We start from the raw sequence: 22,399 nt of genomic DNA, 5'->3' as shown, positions 1-22,399 counted from the left end.
CTCCTCACGCGGTCTCGTACCAGCGCTGCGAGCGGTTCACAACGCCAACCACGAGCAGCATGACTGGCACCTCGATCAGCACGCCAACGACAGTCGCGAGCGCCGCGCCCGACTGGAAGCCGAACAGGCTGATGGCGGTCGCGACGGCCAGCTCGAAGAAATTGCTTGCGCCGATTAGACTCGAAGGCCCGGCTACGCAATGCGCGACACCGAGCTTACGGTTCAGCAAATAGGCCAACCCGGAGTTCATAAACACCTGAATGAGAATCGGGACTGGGAGCATCGCGATGACCAGCGGCTCCCGGACGATGGCTTGCCCCTGGAAGGCAAACAGCAGCATCAGCGTGGCGAGCAACGCGCTAATCGAATAGGGCCCGAGGCGTGAAACCGTGCGATTGAAGTGGGCCTCACCGTTCACGAGCAGCACGCGACGCAGTAACTGCGCGATGACGACTGGAATGATGATGTAGAGACCCACCGACGAGATCAACGTATTCCACGGAACGGTGATGGCGGACAAGCCAAGCAACAGTGCCACGATCGGCGCGAACGCGACAATCATGATCGCGTCGTTCAGGGCCACCTGCGACAAGGTGAAATAGGGATCGCCCTTGCAAAGCTGCGACCAGACGAACACCATCGCGGTGCATGGGGCAGCAGCCAGCAGAATGAGGCCGGCAATGTAGCTATCGAGTTGCGTTGCGGGCAACCAGGCGGCGAAGACGTGGCGCACGAAGATCCATCCGAGCAGCGCCATCGAGAACGGCTTGACGAGCCAGTTCACGAATAGCGTGACGCCGATTCCGCGCCAGTGGCCCTTGACCTGCGCCATCGCACCGAAGTCAATTTTGATGAGCATCGGGATGATCATCACCCAGATGAGCACGCCCACCGGCAGATTGACCTGCGCCACTTCCATGCGACCGATCGCCTGAAACAGCGCCGGCAACCATTGGCCCAGCGCGATGCCCGCGACGATGCACAGTGCAACCCACAACGTCAGATATCGCTCGAAGAAGCCAATGACGGGGCGGCTGGCGCGAGCGACCGAGTCAGTGCTGCTCATTGGATTCCTCGGCGGGACGTTCGCCAATCGCGCGCACTTCCTTCTGGGCTGCATTGCGATCGAGTATGTGCAACGGCAGGTTCACAAACTGGCTTACCCGCGTCAGAATCTGCCGATAGACCTTGGTGAAGACCGCGCGCTTCTCTTCGTCGCTGCCCAGGAATGCGGCAGGGTCTTCAAAACCCCAGTGCGCGGTGATCGGCTTGCCGGGCCATATCGGGCACACCTCGCCAGCCGCCTGGTCGCACACGGTGATCACGAAGTCCATTTGCGGCGCGTCCGGCGCACCGAACTCATCCCAGCTCTTACTGCGCAGCCCGGTCGTGTCGTAGTCCAGTGACTCGCAGCGCTCAAGCGCAAACGGATTGACCGCGCCTGACGGGTGACTGCCTGCGCTGAACGCGTGGAATCGGCCCTTGCCGAGCGTGTTAAAAAGCGCTTCGGCCATAATGCTTCGGGCGCTGTTGCCCGTGCAAAGGACCAGAATGTTGTAGGTTTTGTCGTTCACGTGTTGCTCCGATTGAGATCTGCGCCCGAGCAGCAGGCATTTGAAGACACGCGGGCTTCGCGCGAACGATCGCGCGACTCTCCATAAACAGGGGCGTGCTCAAGCGTTTGAAAGGTCTCCCATGCGACGCCCTGTGGGTCCACTGTCCAGGTCTTATCCGACTTTGCGTAACAGCAGGTCGTCGCCGTCTGATTCGTGACGGGCAACTCAGCGCTTGCGAAGCGCGCTCGCATCTCAGCGAGTTCCTCGTCCGATTCGACCTGAATGCCAAGGTGATCAATGCCCGGCTTTACGCCACGCTGCGAAATAGCGAAGTTGACCTTCGGATCGCTTAACTCCCATTTGCGGTAGTCCGACTGCGATACCGTCGGTTTTGCGCCTCCAAACATGGCGACGTAGAACCGGGTGCTCGCATCAATATCTTCGACAGCAACGTGGATGTGCATACGTTTCATGATTTAGCTCCTGGGCACTGCGACACACCTTGAACGGAACAGTCAGCGCCGGCACAGCAGTTCTCAGTTAGAAACCCGACCAGTCCGTTCATCGCATCGAAGTTGGCTGAATAGAAGATGAACCGTCCCTTCTGTTCGCTGTTGACGAGGCCCGCATGCGACAGGTCTTTAAGGTGAAACGACAGGCCAGACGGCGAGAGGCCAAGCTGCTGAGCGATCTCACCAGCCGGCATGCCTTCGGGGCCCGCGACAACCAGTGCGCGGAAGATCGCCAGGCGCGATTCATGAGCGAGCGCGCCGAGCGCGCGTACAACGAGGTTCGAGTCCATGGCGGCATCATAGACCCGTCAATTCAAAGATTCAAGTAATCTTGAAACGACAGGGCGACGGTGCTTGGTCGATCAATTAGGGACGGGAGATAGCGAGCGGAATCGACGAAGGTTGGACTCGACCTCCAACCTGAGACTCAAATACTTGGGCTAGAATACCTGTATATTTATACAGTATCTCTGGAGCCAAATCGTGAGTCGGACTGCCTTAGCCGCACAGCAGTTACGCACGCCCGAGGAACGGGCGCGCTCCATCGATGCTGCGCTCGATAGAAATATGTATTCGGAGTCGGGGGGAATAACGCTGTGGCGCGGATCGCAGCTCGCGCGCGCCTACGGCAAGACCGTCGACACCGGCTACGCGGCGTTGTCGGCGGAGTTGCCTGGCGGTGGCTGGCCCTTGGGTGCGCTCGTGGAATTGCTGGTCCAGCAGCCCGGCGTGGGCGAGATGCGTCTGATGCGTCCGGCGCTCGCACGCGTCGCTCATGATGCTCAGCGGCCCGTCGTGCTGCTGCAGGCGCCGCACGTGCCAAACGCGCTGGCGTTCTCCTACCTCGGCGTGCCACTCGAGAAGCTGATGTGGCTGCGTGCGTCGAAAACGGCGGACGCCTTGTGGTGCGCGGAGCGCGTGCTGCAGGCCGGCACTTGCGGTGCGCTGCTGTTCTGGCCACAGCACATCCGCTCCGAGGCGTTGCGACGCTTGCATCTGGCCGCTCAGGCAACCGAGACGTTGCTAATTCTGGTGCGGCCGCTTGCCAGCGCCCAGGATGCGTCGCCGGCGAGCTTACGGCTTGGCGTTCGACCGGCAGAGGGCGGGATTGCCGTCGACATGATTAAACGACGCGGCCCCAACCGAACGGAGCCCTTGACCGTCACCCTACAACCGTCGCCGATCTTGCTGAGTCCCTATGGCCGTGTTCGTCGCCATTCACTTGCCCCGGCTGTCGCTGGAGGTGTTCAGACCGAGGTGGTCGCCTCCGTCTGAGCACGGGTGCGTGGTGCTCGAGCGCGACAAGGTCATTGTGCTCGATGCAGGGGCAAGAGACGCGGGTGTGCGCGTCGGGATGAAACGCGGTGGGGTCACGACGCTCGCGTCGGAAGCACTGATGTTCGATCGCAGCCCAGAGCGCGAACACGACATGCAGCGCGAGGTGGCCATTGCGCTGCTGCGTTTTTCGCCGCAGGTGGCCGTGTGCGAAGAGGAAACCATCGTTGTCGACGTCACGGCGAGCTTGCGACTCTTCGGCGGCATCTTGCGCGTGTGCAGGGAGATCAGGTGCGTCGTCGCGACCATCGGCGTCACCGGGCGCATGAGCGTCGCGCCGACCGGGCGCGGCGCCTGGCTCCTCGCCAAGGCCGGCCGCCGGCGAGTGCTCACGATGCGCTCGCTTGAACGTCACTTAGGCGCCTTGCCGTTCATGGTGGTGCCAGAGCTGCGGCCGTTCGCCGACTGGTTCAGTGGGCTGGGCTGCCGTGTCCTGAGCGATATACAACGCCTGCCTCGTGCAGGTTTGAAGAAAAGGTGTGGCGTGGACCTACTCGATTTCCTGGACCGGGCCTATGGCCTGGCGCCTGAACTGCAGGAATGGCTGGAACTGCCGCCGACCTTCAGCGCGCGCGTCGAGCTGCCTGATCGCGTCGAGCATGCCGAAGCCATCCTGTTTTCCGCGCGGCGACTCGTCGTGCAGCTCTGCGGGTGGCTCACCGCCCAGCAACTGGCGCTCACGCATGCCACCATCACGCTCGAGCATGAACGCGGACGCCAGGCCATCGAGCCGACGCTGATCGAGATCGCGCTTGCCGAACCGACCTGGCATGAAGAGCACCTGGTGCGTCTTTTGAAAGAGCGACTTGGGCGCACCGAACTCGAAGCCGCGGTCATCGCCGTGCGGCTGACGGCGTCTGAAGTGCGCGCGGCTGAGCCGCCCAGCGATTCGCTGTTTCCCGAGCCTGGTGGATCCGCGCAAGACCATAACCGGCTGCTGGAGTTACTGGCTGCGCGCCTCGGCCCCGAAAATGTTTTGCGGCCAGCGCCCGCGCCCGATCATCGCCCGGAGCACGCCAATCAGTGGGTGCCCGTGCAAGGCAGCCCAAGGACGCACGCCGTGACCCTCGCGTCCTCTGCGCTCGCGCCGGATGATCTGCCGCGGCCCACCTGGCTGCTGCATGTGCCGTTGCGGTTGATGGTCAAGCACCATCGTCCGTTCTACGGCTCGCCGCTCAAGCTCGTTTCGACCGGCGAACGCATCGAGGCCGGATGGCATGACGGCGCACTGGTGACGCGCGATTACTTCGTCGCGGAAGCGGACGACAAGAGCTGCTACTGGATCTACCGCGAACGCCCGAGCGTCAGAACCGAGGAGACACGCTGGTTCCTTCACGGACTGTTTGGCTAAGCGGATCAGCAGGTGGCATTGTGGAATTTCCCTCATCGGCCCTGCCGGATTACGCGGAGCTTTTCGCGTTCAGTAACTTTTCGTTCCTGCACGGCGCATCGCACGGCGAAGAGCTGGTGCTGCGTGCGGCACAACTGGGTTACGCGGGACTGGCCATCACCGACGAGTGTTCGGTCGCGGGCGTCGTGCGCGCGCATGTTCAGGCCAAGGAAGAGAAGTTGCCGCTGATCATCGGCTCGTACTTTCGTCTGGTCCATGCGCGTCAGGGTGCGGATAGCGGTCCCAAAAACCGCCCCGCTCTTGGTCCCACTTCTAGCCCCGCGTTTGGCCTCATCTTGCTCGCCCAAAACCGCGATGGTTACGGCAACCTGTGCGAGCTCATTACGCTTGCGCGCATGCGGGCGGCCAAGGGCAGTTACCTGCTGACACCCGACGATCTTGCACGGCCGGAACCAAACTACGCGCATTTGAAGGGCGCTCCAGACTGCCTTGCGATCCTGGTGCCGGACTTTCCGGCGAACGAAGAGACGCTGACTGCGCAAGTCGATTGGCTGCGCCAGACGTTTCCGGCGCGTGCGTGGATCGGGCTCACGTTGCATCAGCGCGCGATGGACGACATCCATCGCGGCATCGTGGAACAGGTGGCGTTGCGGGCCGGAATGCCGGTCGTGGCCACCGGCAACGTCGTGATGCACGTGCGCTCGCGCAAGCCCCTGCAAGACACCATGACCGCGATCCGCGTCGGCAAACCGGTGGCCGAATGCGGGTATGAGCTCGCGCCCAACGCCGAGCAGCATCTGCGTTCCCGCTTGCGGCTCGCCAACCTATATCCGCCGCATGCGCTTGCCGAAACGTTGAGGATTCTCGCGCGCTGCAGCTTCTCGCTCGACGAACTGCGCTACGAGTATCCCGACGAACTGGTTCCCGAAGGCTACACGCATGAAGCCTATCTCCGGCAGGAGACCTATATCGGTGCGCACCGGCGCTTTCCTGCCGGCGTTCCCCACGACGTGCAGCAACAAATCGAGCATGAGCTGCAGCTTATTCGCGAGCTGCGTTATGAGGCGTACTTTCTCACCGTTTACGACATCGTGCGCTTCGCGCGCAGTCAGCACATTCTCTGTCAGGGCCGGGGGTCGGCTGCAAACAGCGCGGTGTGTTATTGCCTGGGCGTCACCGAAGTCGATCCCTCACGCGGCAACATGCTGTTCGAGCGCTTCATCAGCAAGGAGCGCGGCGAGCCACCCGACATCGATGTCGACTTCGAACACCAACGGCGCGAAGAGGTCATCCAGTACATCTACCGCAAGTACGGGCGCGATCGCGCGGCGATCGCGGCCGCGGTATCGACCTACCGACCGCGGGGCGCGCTGCGGGAAACCGGCAAGGCGCTCGGCATCGATCCGCAGATCGTCGACAAGGTCGCGAAGAGCCATCAATGGTTCGATCACTCGCAGGATCTGTTGCGTCGATTCGAAGAGTCCGGCCTCGACCCTGCCAATCCGCTGATCGCCATGTGGGCGAATCTGGCGGCGCAGATCCTCAACTTTCCTCGCCATCTGTCGCAGCACTCGGGCGGCTTTGTGATCAGTCGCGGCAAGCTCACACGGCTGGTGCCAGTCGAGAATGCGGCGATGCCGGAGCGCAGCGCGATCCAGTGGGACAAGGACGACCTCGAAGCGCTTGGCCTACTGAAAATCGACGTGCTCGCGCTCGGCATGCTGTCCGCGATTCGACGCACGCTCGATATCGTCTCGGAGCAACGCGGTGAGCGTTTCGAGATGCAGGACATTCCGGCGGAAGATGCGGCCACCTACGAAATGATCTCCCGCGCGGACACGGTCGGTGTCTTTCAGATCGAGTCGCGCGCGCAGATGAGCATGCTGCCGCGCATGCAACCCAGGGAGTTCTATGATCTAGTGATCGAAGTGGCGATCGTGAGGCCCGGGCCGATTCAGGGTGGTGCTGTCCATCCTTACCTGCGGCGCCGCCAGAAGCTGGAACCGGTCACCTATCCCAGCAAGGAATTGGAGATTGCGCTGGGCCGCACGCTCGGCGTGCCGATCTTCCAAGAGCAGGTCATGCAGGTGGCGATCCTGGCCGCAGGCTTCACGCCGGGTGAAGCCGATCAGTTACGGCGCGCCATGGCCGCCTGGAAGCGCAAGGGCGGCCTGCAGCAGTACTACGATCGCATCGTGAACGGCATGCAGGAGCGCGGCTACGATAAAGCCTTCGCGGAAGCGATCTTCGAGCAGATCAAGGGATTCGGTGAATATGGCTTTCCGGAGAGTCATGCGGCGAGCTTCGCGCTGCTGGTCTATGCGAGCAGCTGGCTCAAGTGCCATGAGCCCGCCGCGTTTCTGGCCGCCATGCTCAACTCTCAGCCGATGGGCTTTTACTCGCCCTCTCAGCTGGTGCAAGACGCCCGGCGTCATGGCGTTGAGATCGCGCCAATCGACGTGACCATCAGCGGATGGGATTCTGTGCTGGAAAAGCAGCCCGGCCACAGGAAGCCGGTAGTACGACTCGGGCTGTCGTTGCTCAAGGGCATGCGCGAGGGCGCCGCCGAGCGGATCGAAACGGCACGCGCGGTGAAGCCGTTCGCAAGCGTGAGCGACTTGGCGCGCCGCGCGCAGCTCGATCGCCGCGACCTGCAAGTACTCGCGGCAGCGAACGCGCTCCGGTCACTGGCGGGAAACCGTCGCGAAGCGCTGTGGCAGTCTGCGGCCGCGGTGCCCGACCGCGACATCCTGGCCGATACACGGATCGACGATGAGACGCCGACCCTCGGTGCCCCGTCGGAAGCGCAGGAGATCGTGAGCGACTACAACACTGCCGGACTGACACTCGGGCGCCATCCGCTCTCGCTCTTGCGGCCGGCGCTGCTTGAACAACGGCTCATGCCCGCTTCAACCTTGCGGACCTATCGGAACGGCCGTCTGGCGCGGGGCTGTGGGCTGGTGACCGTACGGCAGCGACCCGGCACGGCTAAAGGCGTCATGTTCGTGACGCTCGAGGATGAGACGGGCAACGTCAATGTCATCGTGTGGCCGTCGTTGCTGGAGAAGCAGCGACGCGAAGCGTTGGGCGCGGCATTGCTCGCGGTGTACGGCACCTGGCAATGCGAAGGGGAAGTTCGTCACCTAGTCGCGCATCGACTCGTCGACATGTCGCATCTGCTCGGTGGTTTGACGAACGTCAGCAAGAACTTCTGTTGACGCGGAGCGATACCGGCTTCGACGACCGGCGAATAGCGACCCATCTCAGACATACGGCTCCGCGGGGCCGCGGTGACTGCTTTCTGTCAGTGAACAGCCGCAAGGTATTGGTCTCGGGAAGCGCCTTAGCTAGCTCCCCCTCGGTCACCGCGTCGTCCGATACAAACGAGCGGGTCTAAGCATCTAGCCACCTAGCTCGCGATTACGACGGATCACCGCATCACCGATACTTTGCGACGACAGATTTTCGCAGTATTCGCGATGGGCGGTGCAAGCCGAGTCAAATCAATGGGGCATGCCTTACTGTTCCTGCCAACGCCGGAAGAATGCACGTACGATGCGCGCGATTTCGTCGGCCTTCTCGTCAAGCGCAAAATGCCCTGCTTTCAAGACGTTAACTTCGGCGTCCGGCACATCGGCGCGATACGCCTGCGCTTCGTTAAGCATGAAGGACGGATCGTATTGTCCCCAGAGAATGAGCAGACGGGGCCGGTGGGCCCTAAGCCATGCCTGCCACGCTGGGTATAACGCGACGTTGTTCCGATAGTCGTAGAAGAGGTCGCTCTGTATTGAGAGCTGCCCCGGACGCGATAGGAAGGCGTACTCGTCGGTCCACAAGTCTGGGTCATAGAATTCGGCATTCGGACTTGTCCCAACGTGGCGATACCGTGCCGCCGAAAGCGACATTAAGTTCTGTTTGATGGCAGCCTGATGCGCTTCCCGGTCTTGCCAGAACGCGCGGCGAGTCTCCCACAGTGGCCCAAGTCCGGCCTCGTGCGCTACCGCGTTCTGAACGATCAGCGACTGCAGCCGCTTGGAACCATCAAGGGCAAGCCGAAACCCGACCGGTCCGCCGTAGTCCTGCAGATAGAGCGAGTACGAACCGAGACCGAGTGCCTCGATGAACCCCCTCATAACTTCGGCAATATGATCGAACGTGTACGAGAATTCGCGAGGATCGGGGCAATCACTGTGACCAAAACCGGGGTAGTCCGGGGCGATAAGGTGGAATTCGTCGCTCAACCTTCGAAGCAGCGGCTCATACATTCGTGACGATGACGGAAAGCCGTGCAGCAGGAGTAGCACGCGCCGATTTTCCCAGCCTGACTCGCGATAGAAAACCGACAAGCCCCCGACCTTGATGGACCGGTATCGCACTAGCATCTTTTTTCGCTCCTCCGTGTGTCAGTTTGAGAAAGCACATGCACAGTCTTAAGGGGAAGCCCTCACCCCCATCGTGCGGCGCTCGAGCTCCGACGTCAGGATCATCGCGTGTGCATTGGATACGGTGGCGCTTCGCCTCGGCACGTAGATGGCGTCACCGCGTTTTATCGGCAGCCCGCTCATCGCACAATGCCCCGTTCTGCGCGCAACTGCTGCCCTCCATGCCTGGTCTGGATAACAACAACGCGTGGCATCTCGCCAGTAGAGCGTCGCGGTGCTTGCGGTCGGGCGGTCCACAACGCTGATGACAAGGGAATCGCCGAACGCGCCCTGACCGTTTCGATTCGCCTTCACAGGTACAACGGGCGTGGTGCCATCCCACGATGCGCGCATCATCGCGATGGTTCGCGACCAAGGGTCGCGCGTTTTCATGCCTGTTTGCATCGTTTAGTCCCTCACTCAAGAATCGTTAGATCGCGTGGACGGCTCATTTCGTCAGGCACCGGGGTGGGACACTAAGCCTCGCTGCTGCAGCCACTATTTCGCCGTCGAGCGCCTTGAATCATCGGAAGCCGCCGTCATCAGGGCGTTTCAAGATGGAGGACGTGCAGGCATATGCTCCCTCCCCAACGCTGCATGACCGTTTCCTTCTACCGTACGCTGTGAGCCTTTCCAAAAGTGCCTTTCATGCAAAGGTCGGATGAGCCGGCGAACAAATGAGCCGTCCGGCCAGTAACGTCTGGTTCAGGAAATCTCAAGATAGGCGCGACTCAATAGACCAATTTACCGGAGCTCTCCATCGATCAGCCGGGGCACGTGTGCAGGGTTCGCCGCTCTGAGGGCTTCCGGCAACAGTTCGTCCGGAAATCCCTGGTAGCAGACCGGCCGGAGAAAGCGCTCGATCGCGCTCATGCCGACGGACGTGAACCGTGAATCCGACGTTGCCGGAAAAGGCCCCCCATGAATCGAGGCATACGACACTTCTTGCGGATGCGAAAATGCATTGACGACAATACGCCCTGTCCGTCGTTCGAGTACCGGGAGAAGACGTGCGGCAAGCGCATAATCGGCGGGCTCAATGTGCATGGTCGCGGACAGCTGTCCACGCAGCTGCTTAGCGATGTCCTCCATTTGCCCGAAATCCGTTGCGCGAACCAGAAGCGCTGCCGGGCCGAACAATTCTTCCGAAAGCGAAGGCACGTCCAGCAATTGCGCTCCTTCGACCTGAAAGAGAACCGCTTGCCCCTCCCACGGCCCCCGTTCCTCACCGCCTGTTGCAATGCGCTTCGCCCCAGTGCCTGCGCGCCGCTCGACGCCTTTCCGATACGCCACGTTTATCGCCGGTGTCAGCATGGTTCGCGCGTGCATTCCCTTCACGCGCGCTATCATCGCGTGGCGCAACTCGTCGAAGCCGGCACCGGTAATCGCAAGCAGGATGGCAGGCTTGAGGCACGCTTGCCCGACGTTCACGAGCATGCGTTCGGCGAAACCATCTCCGATGCCAGCCCCTCGGGCGGCAAGCGCCGCCGGCAAGACGAAAGTCGGATTGACGCTCGTCATTTCGGTGAAGACGGGGATAGGATCCGAACGTTGCTGTGCCCGCTGGAATAGCGCCATGCCTCCGGCCTCTGACCCAGTGAACGTGACCGCCTTGATGAGCGGATGATCCACCAGCGCCTCGCCGATTTCGTTGCCGCCGCCACGCACCATCGAGAAGACGCCGCTGTGCAGGCCCATATCCTTGACTGCCTGCATAATCACGCGACTCTCGAGTTCCGATGCGCCAGGATGCGCGTTGTGCGCTTTCAATATCACCGGACAGCCAGCGGCCAAGGCGGATGCCGTATCTCCTCCTGCTACGGAGTAGGAGATTGGAAAATTGCTGGCGCCAAAAATCGCAACCGGCCCGAGCGCGATTTTCTGCATGCGATGATCCATCCTCGCGCGCGGCTGACGTTCGGGCAACGCGGGGTCGATCGTCGCCTGACGGAACCGGCCTTGACTGACCAGGGCGCCGAACTGGCGGAAGACTGTCGCAGACTTGACAATCTCCGCTTCGATCTGAGTGATTGGCAAGCCCGTCTCAAGCGACGTGCGTTGCGCCAATTCCTCCTTGATCGCCTCCAGCCCATCGGCGATGCGCGCGAGGAACGAACTTCTTTGTTCGAGGGTCGTGGCGTTGTAAGTGTCGAATGCTTCATCGGCGCACCGCGCGGCGCGGTCAACTTCAGCCGCACCGCCAAGAGAAAATGACGGTTCGATGTGCGCGTTGGTTGCTGGATTCAAGGCTTTCATCGTCCCGGCCGTCCCGCGTACTTCGTCACCGCCGATAAACAGCTTCCCAGTGAAGTCCATGCGTACTCTCCTTGCAGCGTGCGCGCTGCGTGGCGTCAGTGCAACTGTGGCCGAGTATTGCTCATTAAGGATTCTTGTAGATAGGTCCCAGTCCAACCACGGAGTCGTCCGCAGTGGAGTAACCCGAAGGGGTTTGCATACTGCCGCTCGCACCGCCGACAGAACCTAACCCGGAATTGCCCGCCGCTTGTTGATCGCTCGTTTGAGCCGACGCAAGCGCGGGCGCAGCGATGAGCGCCGCGATAATGAATTTCTTGACGAGTTTCATCACAAGTTCCTCCAGTTTCACGGAAACGATAAATCGCTCCGTGGTGCCCCTACTCCATCGACATTCGTTACGACCTGGCGACGCAGGAACACCGCAACATCGCGCAACGCATGAGCGCATCGCATAAGCGAACTTCCGTCAGCGCACCGACCGAAAGCTTGCGCGGATTTCCTCAGCGAAGGTTTGTGGTTGTTCCCACGCCGCGAAGTGACCACCCTTCGGCAGGCGGTTGTAGTGAATCAGATTGACGTACGCATTTTCGGTCCAGCTTTTCGGGGCCGCGTAAATCTCGTCTGGAAAGACGCTGACCGCTACTGGAATCGAAACATGCTTTGGCTCGAAGAAGTTGAGCTTGTTTTCCCAGTACAGGCGCGCGGACGAAATCGCCGTGCGCGTAAGCCAGTACAGCGTAACGTTATCGAGAATGTCATCGCGCGTAAGCCCTTCCTGCTGCCCCTGGAACACGCGGGCGATTAACGCCTGACTGCTAGCATCGTGGTCGAGCATCCATGCAGCCAGACCAATCGGGGAATCTTCGATGCCGTAGAGTGTCTGCGGTCGATTCGCCATTTCGAGTGCGTAGCCGAGTCCGTGCTTGTAGAAGAAATCGAGCTGATCAAACGCGTGCTTCTCGTCTGGCGAGAGACCGGCCGGCGTAGCTTCTCCATACTTCAGCGCCTTCGCGATATTGTCGGGGACCGTAGCAGGCATGTTCGTGTGGATTGCGACCAGCCCAGGGGGCTTCAGCAGCGCCATCTGCTCGGTGACGGCATTGCCCCAGTCTCCGCCTTGCGCAACGTACCGCGAATAGTCAAGGCGCTGCATCAGGACGACCCACGCGCGCGCGATGCGCACGGGGTCCCAGCCCGTCGTGATCGGCTTCTCGGAAAACCCGTAGCCGGGTAGCGAGGGGATCACGACGTCGAAGGCATCGGCGGCCGCCCCGCCATGCGCGAGCGGATCGGTCAGCGGCCCGATGATCTTCAACTGTTCGACGATGGAGCCGGGCCATCCATGCGTGATGATGATTGGTAATGAATTTGGCTGTCTTGAACGCACGTGAATGAAGTGAATATCCAGCCCGTCGATAGAGGTAACGAACTGCGGCAATGCGTTCAATCTCGCCTCGACCTTGCGCCAGTCATACGCTGTCGTCCAGTACCGCGCGACACTTTGCATCGTCGCAATCTGAACGCCCTGCGAAGCATCGTTCACCGTTTCGCGCGTCGGCCACCGTGTCGCCTGAACCCGGCGTCGCAAGTCGGCCAGCTCCGCGTTGCTCGCGTGAATGCGCAGCCTGCGGAGGCCGGCTTTGTCGTCGGCTGAGGATTGCGAGATTTGCACCATGGGCGCGGCCGTCGTATCAGCGAACGCCCCGCGACTCCATGCACCCGCAGCCAGCACAGCCGCTGCCGCACCGATGAAGCCTCGGCGTGAAGCGGTTCGGAGGAAGTTGTCGTCGAGCATGCAAGCTCCTTTGCTGCAGTGTTGGACCGTAAGCAACCGATTACGCGCCGTGCGTGGCTTCGAGTGCCGCAATCAGTTCCGCCGTCGTCACAATCTCGTGTGCGAACGTCGGTCCGTTGAGTTCGTGCGCGGCACGCATCATCTCGCGCGTGAAGGCGGCGGTCGCATCGCGCACAAGCGTGACGTGATACCCCAGTTCCATTGCGAAGCGGCCCGTACATTCAACGCAGGTGTTGGCCAGCAGCCCGATCAGAATCACATGCGTGATGCCCTGCTGTTTCAGTTGAAAATCAAGGTCCGTGTTAGCGAAGCCGCTCTGCGCCCAGTGTTCTTTTATGATGATGTCATCGGCGCTTGGCAAAAAATCTGGGTGCCATTGCCCGCCCCACGTTCCCTCTTCGAACGTATGGCGCTGCTGAATGCGCCGCTGCGTCGGATTTGGATGATGCCAATTCTCGTAATCGCCCGGTCGCCATCGCCGATGCGGCACGTGCAGTACTTGTACGTGCGCGCGGCGCGTGGCGGCGACAATCGCGCGCATATGGTCCAGCAGGCCAACGTCTTCGGCAATCTCTTTGACCATTGGAAAAATCTTGCCGCCGTCAGAAAGAAAGTCGTTGTACGGATCGATCAGCAAGAGTCCTGTGCGCTCAGCGCAATAAGAAAGATCGGCCATTCTTTTCTCCGGTTTGAGCGTCACGCGCTCTTCGCACGATGGAGCACCTCGACAATCTGACTGCTGAATCGTTGATCGCCCGGCTCGACATCAGGCGAGAGGCGGGCGGTAACCTCCTGAAGGACCCAGCGGTTGCCGTCCGGATCGCCGAACATCGCGAACGAGCCATAGCTTTTCCGACCTGGACTCGCGCCGCTTGAACGTCCCTTTCCGTCGGCTCGGTGAAAGACGCCGCCTGCATCGTGAAACAGCTTGACCATGCCTCGATTTCACGTACAGCAGGAATTTGCTAATTTCTGTTTGTACGGAGGTTTTAATGTCAGAGAAGCTAGTGCCAAAGCGGCAGTACACGGACGAGTTCAAGGTCGAGGCCATTAGGCTTGCCGAATCAGTCGGGCAGCACGAAGCCGCGCGTAGGCTTGGAGTGCCCGTGGCAACCTTGGGCAATTGGAGTCGACGCAGTCGCGCTGCTCAACGTATCGGCGAGGTCGACAGTCACGAAGTGAAGAGCACGCGACCGACGCGCCCGGTCAACGAACTGGAGGCGGAGAACAGCCGCCTTCGCAAAGAGCTCGCCAGTGCGCGACTTGATATCGAGATCCTTCGAAAAGCGACGGCGTACTTCGTGAAGGGGTCGCGGTGAAGTACGCATGGATCGACGAGCACCGCGACCAGTACAGTGTTACTCGGCTGTGTCACATCCTGACGGTGTCGCGCAGCGGATATTGCCAGTGGCGTAAGCGCGGGCCAAGTCAGCGAGCGCAGGCCAACGCCGCGCTTGATCGGGAGGTGGCAGCGATTCATCGCGCCAGTCGCGGCAGCTACGGCCGTCCTCGGATCGTAAGGCAATTAAGGATCCAGGGCCAGCCGGCCAGCGCTGAGCGTGTACGCCGTAGCCTGCAACGCTTAGAGCTGCGGCCGGTCTATAAACGCCCGTATCGGGTGACGACGGATTCGACACACCGCTTACCGGTGGCTCCCAACCTGCTTGATCGTCGTTTTGACGGCTGGCAGCCCGATCAGGCTTGGGTCAGCGACATCACCTTCATCAGGACCGGCGAAGGTTGGTTATACCTAGCTGCCATTCTGGATCTGGCAAGCCGACGCATCGTAGGCTGGTCAATGTCAGAGCGCATCAACGCGGAACTGGTCTGCCAGGCACTGCGCGGCGCGTGCTGGCACCGTAAGCCCCCGCCAGGGTTGTTGTTACATTCCGATCGCGGAAGTCAATATGCAAGTCGGGCGTACCGAAAACTGGCCGCCGACTTCAAGATGAACGTTTCGATGAGCCGTCGCGCTAATGCATGGGACAACGCGCCAATGGAAAGCTTCTTCAAAACCCTGAAAGTCGAGCGAATCTATCAGGTTCGCTACGAAACCCGCGCTCAGGCTCGTCTGGATATCGTCGACTGGATTGAGGGCTACTACAATCGACAACGCCTGCACACCTCTATCGATTTCTCCACTCCCGTCGATTACGAGGCTAGGATGATCGCTGCATAATTTGCTGTACGTGGAAAGGAGGCAGGGTCAGCTCGCTAACTTCCACTCCGCGACTCAGGAGTTCCATACGAGCCGCAACGATGTCCGGAACAACTAAATAATGTCCGCGCGCGGAGCCCGGAGCGGCGTCGGTTACGTTCTGGCCGAAGATAACGGAGCACTCCGAACCGGTTGGCGTGAACTGGACGACGCGATAGCCATCGTCGGTTTTGAAGTCGACGTCGAGCCGCCATCCAAGACCACCATAGAACTGCTTCGCGCGGTCGGTATCCGACACTGCAATGACGACGATCTCGAGCTTCATGTCGAGACTGGGCTGGTTCATCGTTGACTCCTTGCTTGCGTTGTCTCGTTCGTCGATGCAGAACGGCCTGTCGCTCAAACGCTATTGATTGCGAATCGGACTAATGACCCGGCTCACTCACCGTCAGCCGGTTATCGACACGACCCACGCCGGCCACCTTTGACGCCGCAGCGCCGGCGGCCTCGATCTGGACTTGATCCGGCGCGCTACCGGCAAGCGTGACGGTGCTGCCGCGTGAGACAACGTTAATGCGGGAAGCGTCTAGCCCGCGCGTGTGCGTGAAGGACTGTCGGACGGCGTGGCTCAGCGCACGATTTTCCGCGTGGACCTGTTTCTTGGTAGGCGCATCAACGCCGGTGGTAGAAAGATCAGCGGCGAAGGCCCTTGGCATTTCCGCCAGCGACGTCGCGGAGAACGCCGTCACGGCCGCCATGGATAGAATGAACGCTCGCGTTTGCATACCTTGGCTCCTGAGGGTGACGACCCGGCGCATCACGCAAGGGTCGGAAATCAGGCTCTATTACAGGCATTTTTTTGCTGTGCTTCAATTGTCGCGAGGTATTGGGATGCTATCCATACGTATGACTTCCGCGTACGAAAGGAACCCCGCTAGACAGCACCCTCGTTCACTTCCGCCGGCGACGCAGCAAGCGGAAGTGTGAAGAAAAAGCGCGCGCCCCCATGCGGAGACGCGTTGTCGGCGGCAATGGTCCCACCGTGCATTTCGATGATCGAGCGCGAAATGGCGAGTCCCATACCCATGCCGCCTGCCTTCGTCGTGTAGAAGCTTTCGAAAACGCGCTTAACGTTTCCCAGGTCGATGCCCGGCCCGCCGTCCTCAACGGAGCACGTGACCGACGAAGTATCGAGAGCATGCGTCGCGACAGTAATCTGGCCGCCCGTGACCGCTGCGGCCTCCATTGCCTGCATCGCGTTGACGACGAGATTTACGACAACCTGCTGCAACTGCACCCTGTCCACAATTACCACCGGCACACCAGCCGCGCGTTTGCGCACGATGGCGATGCCCCGCTTATGCAATTCGTGATGCAGGAAAAGCAGCGCCTCATCGACGAGCGGATCGAGCGGCGCTGCGACCCGCTTCAATTCGCGCCGCGTCGCCATTGCGTGAATGCGATCGACGATTTCGACGGCGCGCTGCGCATCGACCGTGATGTGCTGATTGACAAGCCGGGCTTCCGCGATGTCCGGTTCAGACCGGTCTAGCCATCGGTTGCCGAGCGAGCTGTTCATTCTGATAGCCGCCAGCGGCTGCTTCAGCTCGTGCGCGATGGATGCCGTTAGCTCCCCGAGCATGGAAACGCGGGCCGCGTGGGCGAATTCCGCTTGCAGTTGCTGCAGCAGTTCCTCAGCGCGGATGCGCTCTGTCAGATCGACAAGACTGATCAACACCATACCTGATTCTTCGGCGCCACCGGGATGTGCAACTGTGAGCAGTACATCGATGCTCCGTCCGTCGAGCGTAGGAAGCTTGGTTTGTTCCTGAAACAGCGATGCGCCGCCGTATCGGCTTTCGAGGACGCGCCGAAAGGTGTCCGGCCGCTCACGCCATAGCCAGCGCAGGGGCCCGAGCAACACAGTCCTATCGCGTGCGCCGAACATCTGCGCGGCGTGAATATTGACTTCATCCACACGCAGCAGCTCCATTGCGCGATCGAGCCAGCCAGGATGTTCGTCGATGTAACGGGACACGTCGTATACGCCCTGCGCCCGCAGTTTCGCCAGCAACGTCGTGAGCGGTTGGGCATCAACCTGCCATAGCCCAACTGGCATATCGAAGAACAGCGTGCGATATCGATGTTCGCTGCGCGCGAGCGCAGCATGCGCGCGCTTGCGCGTCGTAATGTCTTTGAGCGCGCCGACTACGCGCATCCCCGCGTCAGCATCGACCACCACACGCGCGATGAGTTGGAGATGCCGCACAGAGCCGTCCGGCAGCAATAGTCGACACTCGACATCGAGTGGCTCCCGGTCGCGGGTCGCCCGGTCGAGCACAAGCCGCACATAGGCCGCGTCCTCCGGGTGTACGCGCGCAAGCATCAATGCAATGGTCGGCGTGGTCGTGCCCTCGTACTCGAAGATCCGAAAGCTCTCTCTCGACCAAAAAAGCTCGCCGCTTCGCACGTGCCAGTCAAAACTGCCCGTGCTACTCAGCCGCTGCGCTTCTGCAAGCAGCGCTTCGGCATTCTGAAGATCGGCGTAGAGCCGCGCGCTTTCCAAAGACATCGCCGCTTGCGTAGCAAGCAATCGGAGCATCGCCGTGCGTGCCGGCGTGAACGCGTTCGACGCAAGGTTGTTCTCCAGGTACAGCACGCCGATTAGCCTGGCTTGTTTAATCAGCGGGAGGCATAAGATGGATCGCGACCCGTGGCGCCGGACATAGTCGTCGAGGGAATACGGCGTGACCGCGGACGCATCGTCGAGCAAGAGGCTGTCGGACGCGCGGATCACATAGCGCAGCACTGATTCGGGCAGATCTGCCTCCTCGAAACGGATCTTCAGAAGCCGCACGTCCACGCCATCAGCGCACGTCGCGGCTTCCGCTTCCACAACCAATCCCTTCGGGCGTTTCAGTATCAGCACGCAACGGCTTCCGCCCGCATGTTCGAGTGCGAGCCTCATCAGCGTGTGTATCAGGTCGTTCATATCGAGGCCGCTAAAAAGCGACCGCGACACGCTGACGACCGTGGCAAGGTCGAGCTGCTCACTCGATGTCGAGATGGCGCCGTCGGATTTGAATGCATCCTGTTGGAGGGCCGTGTAACGCCGCACGAGTTGATCGACCTTGCCGGTCGCACCCCAGCGTTCGTAGCAGGCGCGAGCGTTCAGCATATAGCTATCCGCAATCGTCCCGAGCCCACGCTCTGCGTAGAAGCGCCCGGCCAACTCGTGCGAGAGCGCCTGCACGTGAATCAAGCCGTGCTCGCGGGCCAGGCGCACCGCTTCTTCGTACAGTAGCATCGCTTCCGAGTCGCGGCCTTCGACGCGCGCGACTTCCGCGCGAAGAAGCGCATGCCGATGCTGAAAGTTTGCGGGGCAATGCTTCGCCCACGACTCGAATTTGTCACATACGGCATGAACGACGCGGCGCGATTCTGCTTGCTGGTTTTCGTTTTCCGAGGCATCGAGCGCGACGAGCGTCAATGCATGAAAGAAATGGAACGTAGGCTCGATTGGAAGCGCCATCACGGCATTTAGCGTCGACTGCGCTTCGCGTGCGGCCCCGAGGGCTGCACGATAACGTCCATCCATGAAGGCGTGGATCATCCGCATGATGTGGCAGAACGCGATGCCGCAGCCGAAATTCGCCCGCATGACCACTGCTAACGACGCATCGTCATCGAGCGCATGACCCGACTGGCCTTGCAACGCGGCGACGAAACCCTGTTGCAGGCGAATTGTCTCGTAGACCGCATCGTTGTGGCTTTGCTGCGCAAATGCAGCGTGCGTTTGGGCCGTGCGTTGAACGTCGGCGAGCGGCGCGCCTTTCTCGATCGTCTGCCACACCGTGGTGAAGGCCAGATAGCCGGCAAAGGCAAGGTCGCCGACATCGAGGCATGCGGCACTAGCGCGCTCGAGAATCGCCAGGTCGGTCGATATATGCCGTCGCCAAAAGTTGACGTGATTGCCGTGCAAATGCAGCAGCTTGCCCTGGAACCGTCGATTGTCGAATCTCTCATTGAGACGCAACGACATCTCGGAGAACTGCACGGCCGAGACGATGTCGCCGATGCGCGACACCAAAATCAACGCGTAGTTACCGTACGCGAAGCTTGATTTGTCGGTGTTACCTACACGCAGGGACAGGTTGACCGCCTTTAGCGTCACGAGCGGATAGAACGCCGGACGGGCGATGAAAGCGCAAGGCATCGATTCGACCAAAAGATCCACGATGGTTCGGGCAGCATCATCCGATGCGACCGGTGCATCGACAAGCCGATCGATGGCGCGTCCCGCCAGGTTCGCAGCAACGTCACGCAGCTCCGCCTCGAATTGCAGCGCGGCGCCTTCGTCCTCGGACGGCAGCAGCACGCCGAATTCGCGCAACGCCTCGCGAGCCACGTCAAAGCTCTCATCGTATCGCCCCGCAACCTGGTACAGCTCCATGCGCAAGGCATGAACCCGCGCGCGATACAGATTCGAACGGGCGCGGCCCAGGATCGCGTCGAACAGCGCATCCGCGTCGGCAAAATCAGCCATAACGAACTGGCATTCGGCGAACGCCAGATACAGATCAAAGGTGCCATCGTAGTCGCGCGACCAGGCATTCTCGGCAATCAGAGCTACGCCGTTAGAGAGATAGTTACGCGCCGACGCGAAAGCAGCGGAGTTCATTGCCCGCCGTCCTGCCGCGAAGTTTAAGGCAACAGTGCGCTGGCGCTCCGCTTCATCTGTCATAAGCGACGCACCACGATTCAGGTGGTTGACGATATCGAAAATGGCCGGATCCGCCGCATCAGCCGGTGCCTCGGATGCGAGGGCCCGGCCGAGCTGTAAATGCGCCGCGGGGCGGTCTGCCTCCGGAATCAGCGCATACGCGGCTTCCTGGACGCGATCGTGCGCAAACATGAACGCGTCCCCGACGCGGTGTAGCAGGCCCGCATTCACAGCATCCCAGAGCTTCATATCCACGGATGCCCTTGGCTCATCGCGTGTCCGTGCCAACGCGTCCAGGTTCGCGATATTGCCCAGTATCGCGAGCTGACTTAGAACCTCCCGCGTGGCATGCGGCAAGCGGTATAGTTTGGCCGCCATCAGACCGGCGACGTTGTCGGTCAATTCTCTATCGCGAATTCGCGGCAGGCTCCATGTCCAAATGCCGGCCTGATGATCGAACGCGATGAGACCGTCGTCGGCAAGCGCGGTGAGAAACTGAACCAGGTAAAAAGGGTTGCCGCCCGTTTTCTCGTGGACAAGCTCGGCAAGCGGCGCAGCCGTTGCGGCCGGACAGCGCAGCAAATCGCCAACGAACTCCGCAGCACTCGTCATGCTCAACGGCAACAGCTCTAACAGATGCGGTTTCGAGCCAGCTTTGCGGATGTCATCGATCATCGTTGCGAGCCGAACTTGCGAACCCGCCTCGTTGTTCCGATAAGCGCCAATCAGCAGCATGTTCCGAATGTCGCGGTGCGTGGCCAAATGCACGAAGAAATCGAGCGTGGCAGCGTCGTGCCATTGCAGATCGTCGATGAACAACACGAGAGGATGCCCAGGCTGCGCGAATACGCTCAGGAAGCGTCGAAACGCGATATACAGGCGGTTGCGCGCATCGTCCGGTGACAAGTCCGGAACCGCGGGCTGCTCCCCGATGATCAGCGCCAATTCGGGGACGAGATTGAGCATCAGCCGGCCGTTGGGCGCAAGCGCCTCCGGCAGCGCGTGCTGCCATTGTTCTAGCTCCCTGTCGCCGCTAACGAGCAAGTCGCGCACGAGCGACTGAAACGCTTGCACGAGCGGCACGTACGGCGTGTCGGCGCGGTACTGATCGAACTTGCCAGATGCAAACAGCGGGCGTGCGCCCGCGAGCGCGCTCTGCAAATGGCTCACCATCGAGGACTTGCCGACGCCCGCATAGCCCGACAAGAAAACGATTTGAGTATCGCCCTGAGTCGCTACCTCGTCGAACGTCGCGATCAGCTGGTCGATCTGCGCATTCCGGCCATGAAGTTTCTCCGGGATTTGTATCCGGTACGATGCGTCACGCGTGCCGAGCGCGAACGGTGCGATCGCATGCTGAGTCTCCCACTCCGATAGGCAACGTAGCAGATCGACGTGTACCCCTGTTGCTGTCTGATAGCGGTCCTCCGGGTTTTTTTCCAGCAACTTCTCTACGATGTGCTCGACAACTAGCGGCAAGTCTTGCACGCGCTCCGACGGCGGCACCGGCCGGCGAGCGACATGACAATGAATCCATTCGATAGGGTCGGACGCGGAGAATGGCGGCGTGCCCGTAAGCATCTCATAGCAGACCACGCCAAACGAATATAAATCGCTTCGTTCATCGGGAGGCCGGTTCATACGGCCGGTCTGTTCGGGCGCCATGTACATCAGGGTGCCCCGAATCAGCGTGGAAGAAGCGGCCGCATCACGCTCAATCCGCGACATAGCCGCAATTCCAAAACCGGTAAGTCGCACGTTGTCGCTCGCATCGACCAGCACATTCGCCGGCTTGATGTCTTTGTGCAAGATGCCGCGTGCGTGCGCCCGCGCGATTGCTTGTGCGAGGCTCGCGGCGATGCGCAAGAAGCGCGGAAGCGCTAGCGGTCGATTGAGCAAGCGACTCAACGGCGCACCGCCACTGTCGTCGAGAATGAGCACGGGCGGCACATGGCTGAGGTCGAGTGCGAGCGGCTGTGCAGCCCACTCCGGATCGAGCAACGATGCAAGGCCGTACTCGCGTTCGAGCCGACTGATGCTGTGCGACGCTGGCTTCGCAGCCACAAGCGCTAGCACCGAGCCCGGAGCGCCGGGTTTGCGCGCGCGGCAAAGCAGCATGTCACCATCGTCATGCAGCGGCTCTAGCGAAAAGCCAGTCAGATCCATTCGAGGCGCTCCTCATCTCGCTGATATCCGGCAAGCGCGATGCGCACCTGTACTCTTGTGCGAGTCACATCGCTCACTAAACCGGACACAGGCTAACATGGGAAGCGCTACCAACCTCACAGCCCT

At 60.9% G+C, this 22,399-nt stretch carries 18 protein-coding genes; 4 read left to right on the top strand and 14 right to left on the bottom strand.

Features of this window, described 5'->3' with window-relative positions; translation table 11 throughout:
- Positions 1-4: 4 nt before the first annotated feature.
- From arsB to P9220_RS19730, 4 genes are read right to left on the bottom strand one after another with little or no spacing between them, the layout of a single operon-like run.
- The gene (gene arsB, locus P9220_RS19745) at positions 5-1,066 is read right to left on the bottom strand and encodes an ACR3 family arsenite efflux transporter (RefSeq protein ID WP_309767024.1); all 1,062 of its coding nucleotides are present in this window, start codon (positions 1,064-1,066) and stop codon (positions 5-7) included.
- Positions 1,053-1,574 carry an arsenate reductase ArsC gene (locus tag P9220_RS19740; RefSeq protein ID WP_309767023.1) on the bottom strand — a complete coding sequence of 174 codons (522 nt, stop codon included), beginning with the start codon at positions 1,572-1,574 and terminating at the stop codon, positions 1,053-1,055. Before P9220_RS19740 ends, arsB begins: the two co-directional genes overlap by 14 nt.
- Complete coding sequence (locus P9220_RS19735) at positions 1,571-2,029, bottom strand: ArsI/CadI family heavy metal resistance metalloenzyme (protein ID WP_309767022.1); 459 nt, start codon at positions 2,027-2,029, stop codon at positions 1,571-1,573. The genes P9220_RS19740 and P9220_RS19735 overlap by 4 nt, the downstream gene beginning before the upstream one ends.
- On the bottom strand, positions 2,026-2,358 hold the full coding sequence (locus P9220_RS19730; protein WP_309767020.1) for a metalloregulator ArsR/SmtB family transcription factor: 333 nt from the start codon (positions 2,356-2,358) through the stop codon (positions 2,026-2,028). Before P9220_RS19730 ends, P9220_RS19735 begins: the two co-directional genes overlap by 4 nt.
- A 193-nt stretch (positions 2,359-2,551) precedes the next feature.
- On the opposite strand from P9220_RS19730, the gene imuA reads away from it, so the two are divergent.
- From imuA to P9220_RS19715, 3 genes are read left to right on the top strand one after another with little or no spacing between them, the layout of a single operon-like run.
- The gene (gene imuA, locus P9220_RS19725; protein ID WP_309767018.1) at positions 2,552-3,343 is read left to right on the top strand and encodes a translesion DNA synthesis-associated protein ImuA; all 792 of its coding nucleotides are present in this window, start codon (positions 2,552-2,554) and stop codon (positions 3,341-3,343) included.
- The gene (locus P9220_RS19720) at positions 3,267-4,754 is read left to right on the top strand and encodes a DNA polymerase Y family protein (RefSeq protein ID WP_309767017.1); all 1,488 of its coding nucleotides are present in this window, start codon (positions 3,267-3,269) and stop codon (positions 4,752-4,754) included. Before imuA ends, P9220_RS19720 begins: the two co-directional genes overlap by 77 nt.
- A 20-nt stretch (positions 4,755-4,774) precedes the next feature.
- Positions 4,775-7,972 carry an error-prone DNA polymerase gene (locus tag P9220_RS19715; RefSeq protein WP_309767015.1) on the top strand — a complete coding sequence of 1,066 codons (3,198 nt, stop codon included), beginning with the start codon at positions 4,775-4,777 and terminating at the stop codon, positions 7,970-7,972.
- A 300-nt stretch (positions 7,973-8,272) separates the two neighbouring features.
- Here P9220_RS19715 and P9220_RS19710 read toward each other — a convergent pair whose 3' ends face one another.
- From P9220_RS19710 to P9220_RS19680, 7 genes are all read right to left on the bottom strand, one after another.
- Entirely contained in the window at positions 8,273-9,136 is an 864-nt protein-coding gene (locus P9220_RS19710) for an alpha/beta hydrolase (protein WP_309767014.1), read from the bottom strand.
- A 48-nt stretch (positions 9,137-9,184) separates the two neighbouring features.
- Complete coding sequence (locus P9220_RS19705) at positions 9,185-9,568, bottom strand: DUF3331 domain-containing protein (RefSeq protein ID WP_309767012.1); 384 nt, start codon at positions 9,566-9,568, stop codon at positions 9,185-9,187.
- A 351-nt stretch (positions 9,569-9,919) separates the two neighbouring features.
- A complete protein-coding gene (locus P9220_RS19700) occupies positions 9,920-11,491 on the bottom strand; it encodes an aldehyde dehydrogenase (NADP(+)) (RefSeq protein ID WP_309767010.1) in 1,572 nt (523 codons plus the stop codon).
- A 64-nt stretch (positions 11,492-11,555) separates the two neighbouring features.
- Entirely contained in the window at positions 11,556-11,759 is a 204-nt protein-coding gene (locus P9220_RS19695) for a hypothetical protein (protein ID WP_309767009.1), read from the bottom strand.
- Positions 11,760-11,897: 138 nt separating this feature from the next.
- A complete protein-coding gene (locus P9220_RS19690; RefSeq protein ID WP_309767007.1) occupies positions 11,898-13,226 on the bottom strand; it encodes an epoxide hydrolase in 1,329 nt (442 codons plus the stop codon).
- A 40-nt stretch (positions 13,227-13,266) separates the two neighbouring features.
- Entirely contained in the window at positions 13,267-13,902 is a 636-nt protein-coding gene (locus P9220_RS19685; protein WP_309767006.1) for an isochorismatase family cysteine hydrolase, read from the bottom strand.
- A gap of 20 nt (positions 13,903-13,922) precedes the next feature.
- Complete coding sequence (locus tag P9220_RS19680; protein ID WP_309767004.1) at positions 13,923-14,162, bottom strand: hypothetical protein; 240 nt, start codon at positions 14,160-14,162, stop codon at positions 13,923-13,925.
- A 56-nt stretch (positions 14,163-14,218) separates the two neighbouring features.
- Here P9220_RS19680 and P9220_RS19675 point away from each other — a divergent pair.
- Positions 14,219-15,405, top strand: a protein-coding gene (locus P9220_RS19675; RefSeq protein WP_309766881.1) for an IS3 family transposase whose coding sequence is annotated in 2 segments (ribosomal slippage) — positions 14,219-14,513 and positions 14,513-15,405 — 1,188 coding nt in all. Because the reading frame shifts where the segments join, the coding sequence is not laid out codon by codon here.
- Here the strand turns inward: P9220_RS19675 and P9220_RS19670 are convergent.
- The 3 genes from P9220_RS19670 to P9220_RS19660 all read right to left on the bottom strand — a co-directional run bounded on the left by P9220_RS19670 (position 15,386) and on the right by P9220_RS19660 (position 22,273).
- Positions 15,386-15,730: a VOC family protein gene (locus tag P9220_RS19670; protein ID WP_309767002.1), complete on the bottom strand. Its 345-nt coding sequence runs from the start codon at positions 15,728-15,730 to the stop codon at positions 15,386-15,388. The genes P9220_RS19675 and P9220_RS19670 overlap by 20 nt on opposite strands.
- Before the next feature lie 79 nt (positions 15,731-15,809).
- Entirely contained in the window at positions 15,810-16,169 is a 360-nt protein-coding gene (locus tag P9220_RS19665) for a BON domain-containing protein (RefSeq protein ID WP_309767001.1), read from the bottom strand.
- Positions 16,170-16,318: 149 nt separating this feature from the next.
- Positions 16,319-22,273 (bottom strand): AAA family ATPase, encoded by a 5,955-nt coding sequence (locus tag P9220_RS19660; RefSeq protein WP_309767000.1) that lies wholly within the window; start codon positions 22,271-22,273, stop codon positions 16,319-16,321.
- Positions 22,274-22,399 lie beyond the last annotated feature (126 nt).

Origin of the sequence: Caballeronia sp. LZ016 (genome assembly GCF_031450805.1) — a bacterium.
Classification (GTDB): domain Bacteria; phylum Pseudomonadota; class Gammaproteobacteria; order Burkholderiales; family Burkholderiaceae; genus Caballeronia.
The sequence above is the reverse complement of the archived record's forward strand: the minus strand, read 5'-3'. Positions and strand labels throughout refer to the sequence as shown.

Coding starts and splice junctions, on each gene's coding strand:
- arsB (WP_309767024.1), bottom strand. CDS start 1,066: ATGAGCAGCACTGACTCGGTCGCTCGCGCCAGCCGCCCCGTCATTGGC.
- P9220_RS19735 (WP_309767022.1), bottom strand. CDS start 2,029: ATGAAACGTATGCACATCCACGTTGCTGTCGAAGATATTGATGCGAGC.
- P9220_RS19730 (WP_309767020.1), bottom strand. CDS start 2,358: ATGGACTCGAACCTCGTTGTACGCGCGCTCGGCGCGCTCGCTCATGAA.
- P9220_RS19720 (WP_309767017.1), top strand. CDS start 3,267: ATGGCCGTGTTCGTCGCCATTCACTTGCCCCGGCTGTCGCTGGAGGTG.
- P9220_RS19710 (WP_309767014.1), bottom strand. CDS start 9,136: ATGCTAGTGCGATACCGGTCCATCAAGGTCGGGGGCTTGTCGGTTTTC.
- P9220_RS19705 (WP_309767012.1), bottom strand. CDS start 9,568: ATGAAAACGCGCGACCCTTGGTCGCGAACCATCGCGATGATGCGCGCA.
- P9220_RS19700 (WP_309767010.1), bottom strand. CDS start 11,491: ATGGACTTCACTGGGAAGCTGTTTATCGGCGGTGACGAAGTACGCGGG.
- P9220_RS19695 (WP_309767009.1), bottom strand. CDS start 11,759: ATGAAACTCGTCAAGAAATTCATTATCGCGGCGCTCATCGCTGCGCCC.
- P9220_RS19690 (WP_309767007.1), bottom strand. CDS start 13,226: ATGCTCGACGACAACTTCCTCCGAACCGCTTCACGCCGAGGCTTCATC.
- P9220_RS19685 (WP_309767006.1), bottom strand. CDS start 13,902: ATGGCCGATCTTTCTTATTGCGCTGAGCGCACAGGACTCTTGCTGATC.
- P9220_RS19680 (WP_309767004.1), bottom strand. CDS start 14,162: ATGGTCAAGCTGTTTCACGATGCAGGCGGCGTCTTTCACCGAGCCGAC.
- P9220_RS19670 (WP_309767002.1), bottom strand. CDS start 15,730: ATGAACCAGCCCAGTCTCGACATGAAGCTCGAGATCGTCGTCATTGCA.
- P9220_RS19665 (WP_309767001.1), bottom strand. CDS start 16,169: ATGCAAACGCGAGCGTTCATTCTATCCATGGCGGCCGTGACGGCGTTC.
- P9220_RS19660 (WP_309767000.1), bottom strand. CDS start 22,273: ATGGATCTGACTGGCTTTTCGCTAGAGCCGCTGCATGACGATGGTGAC.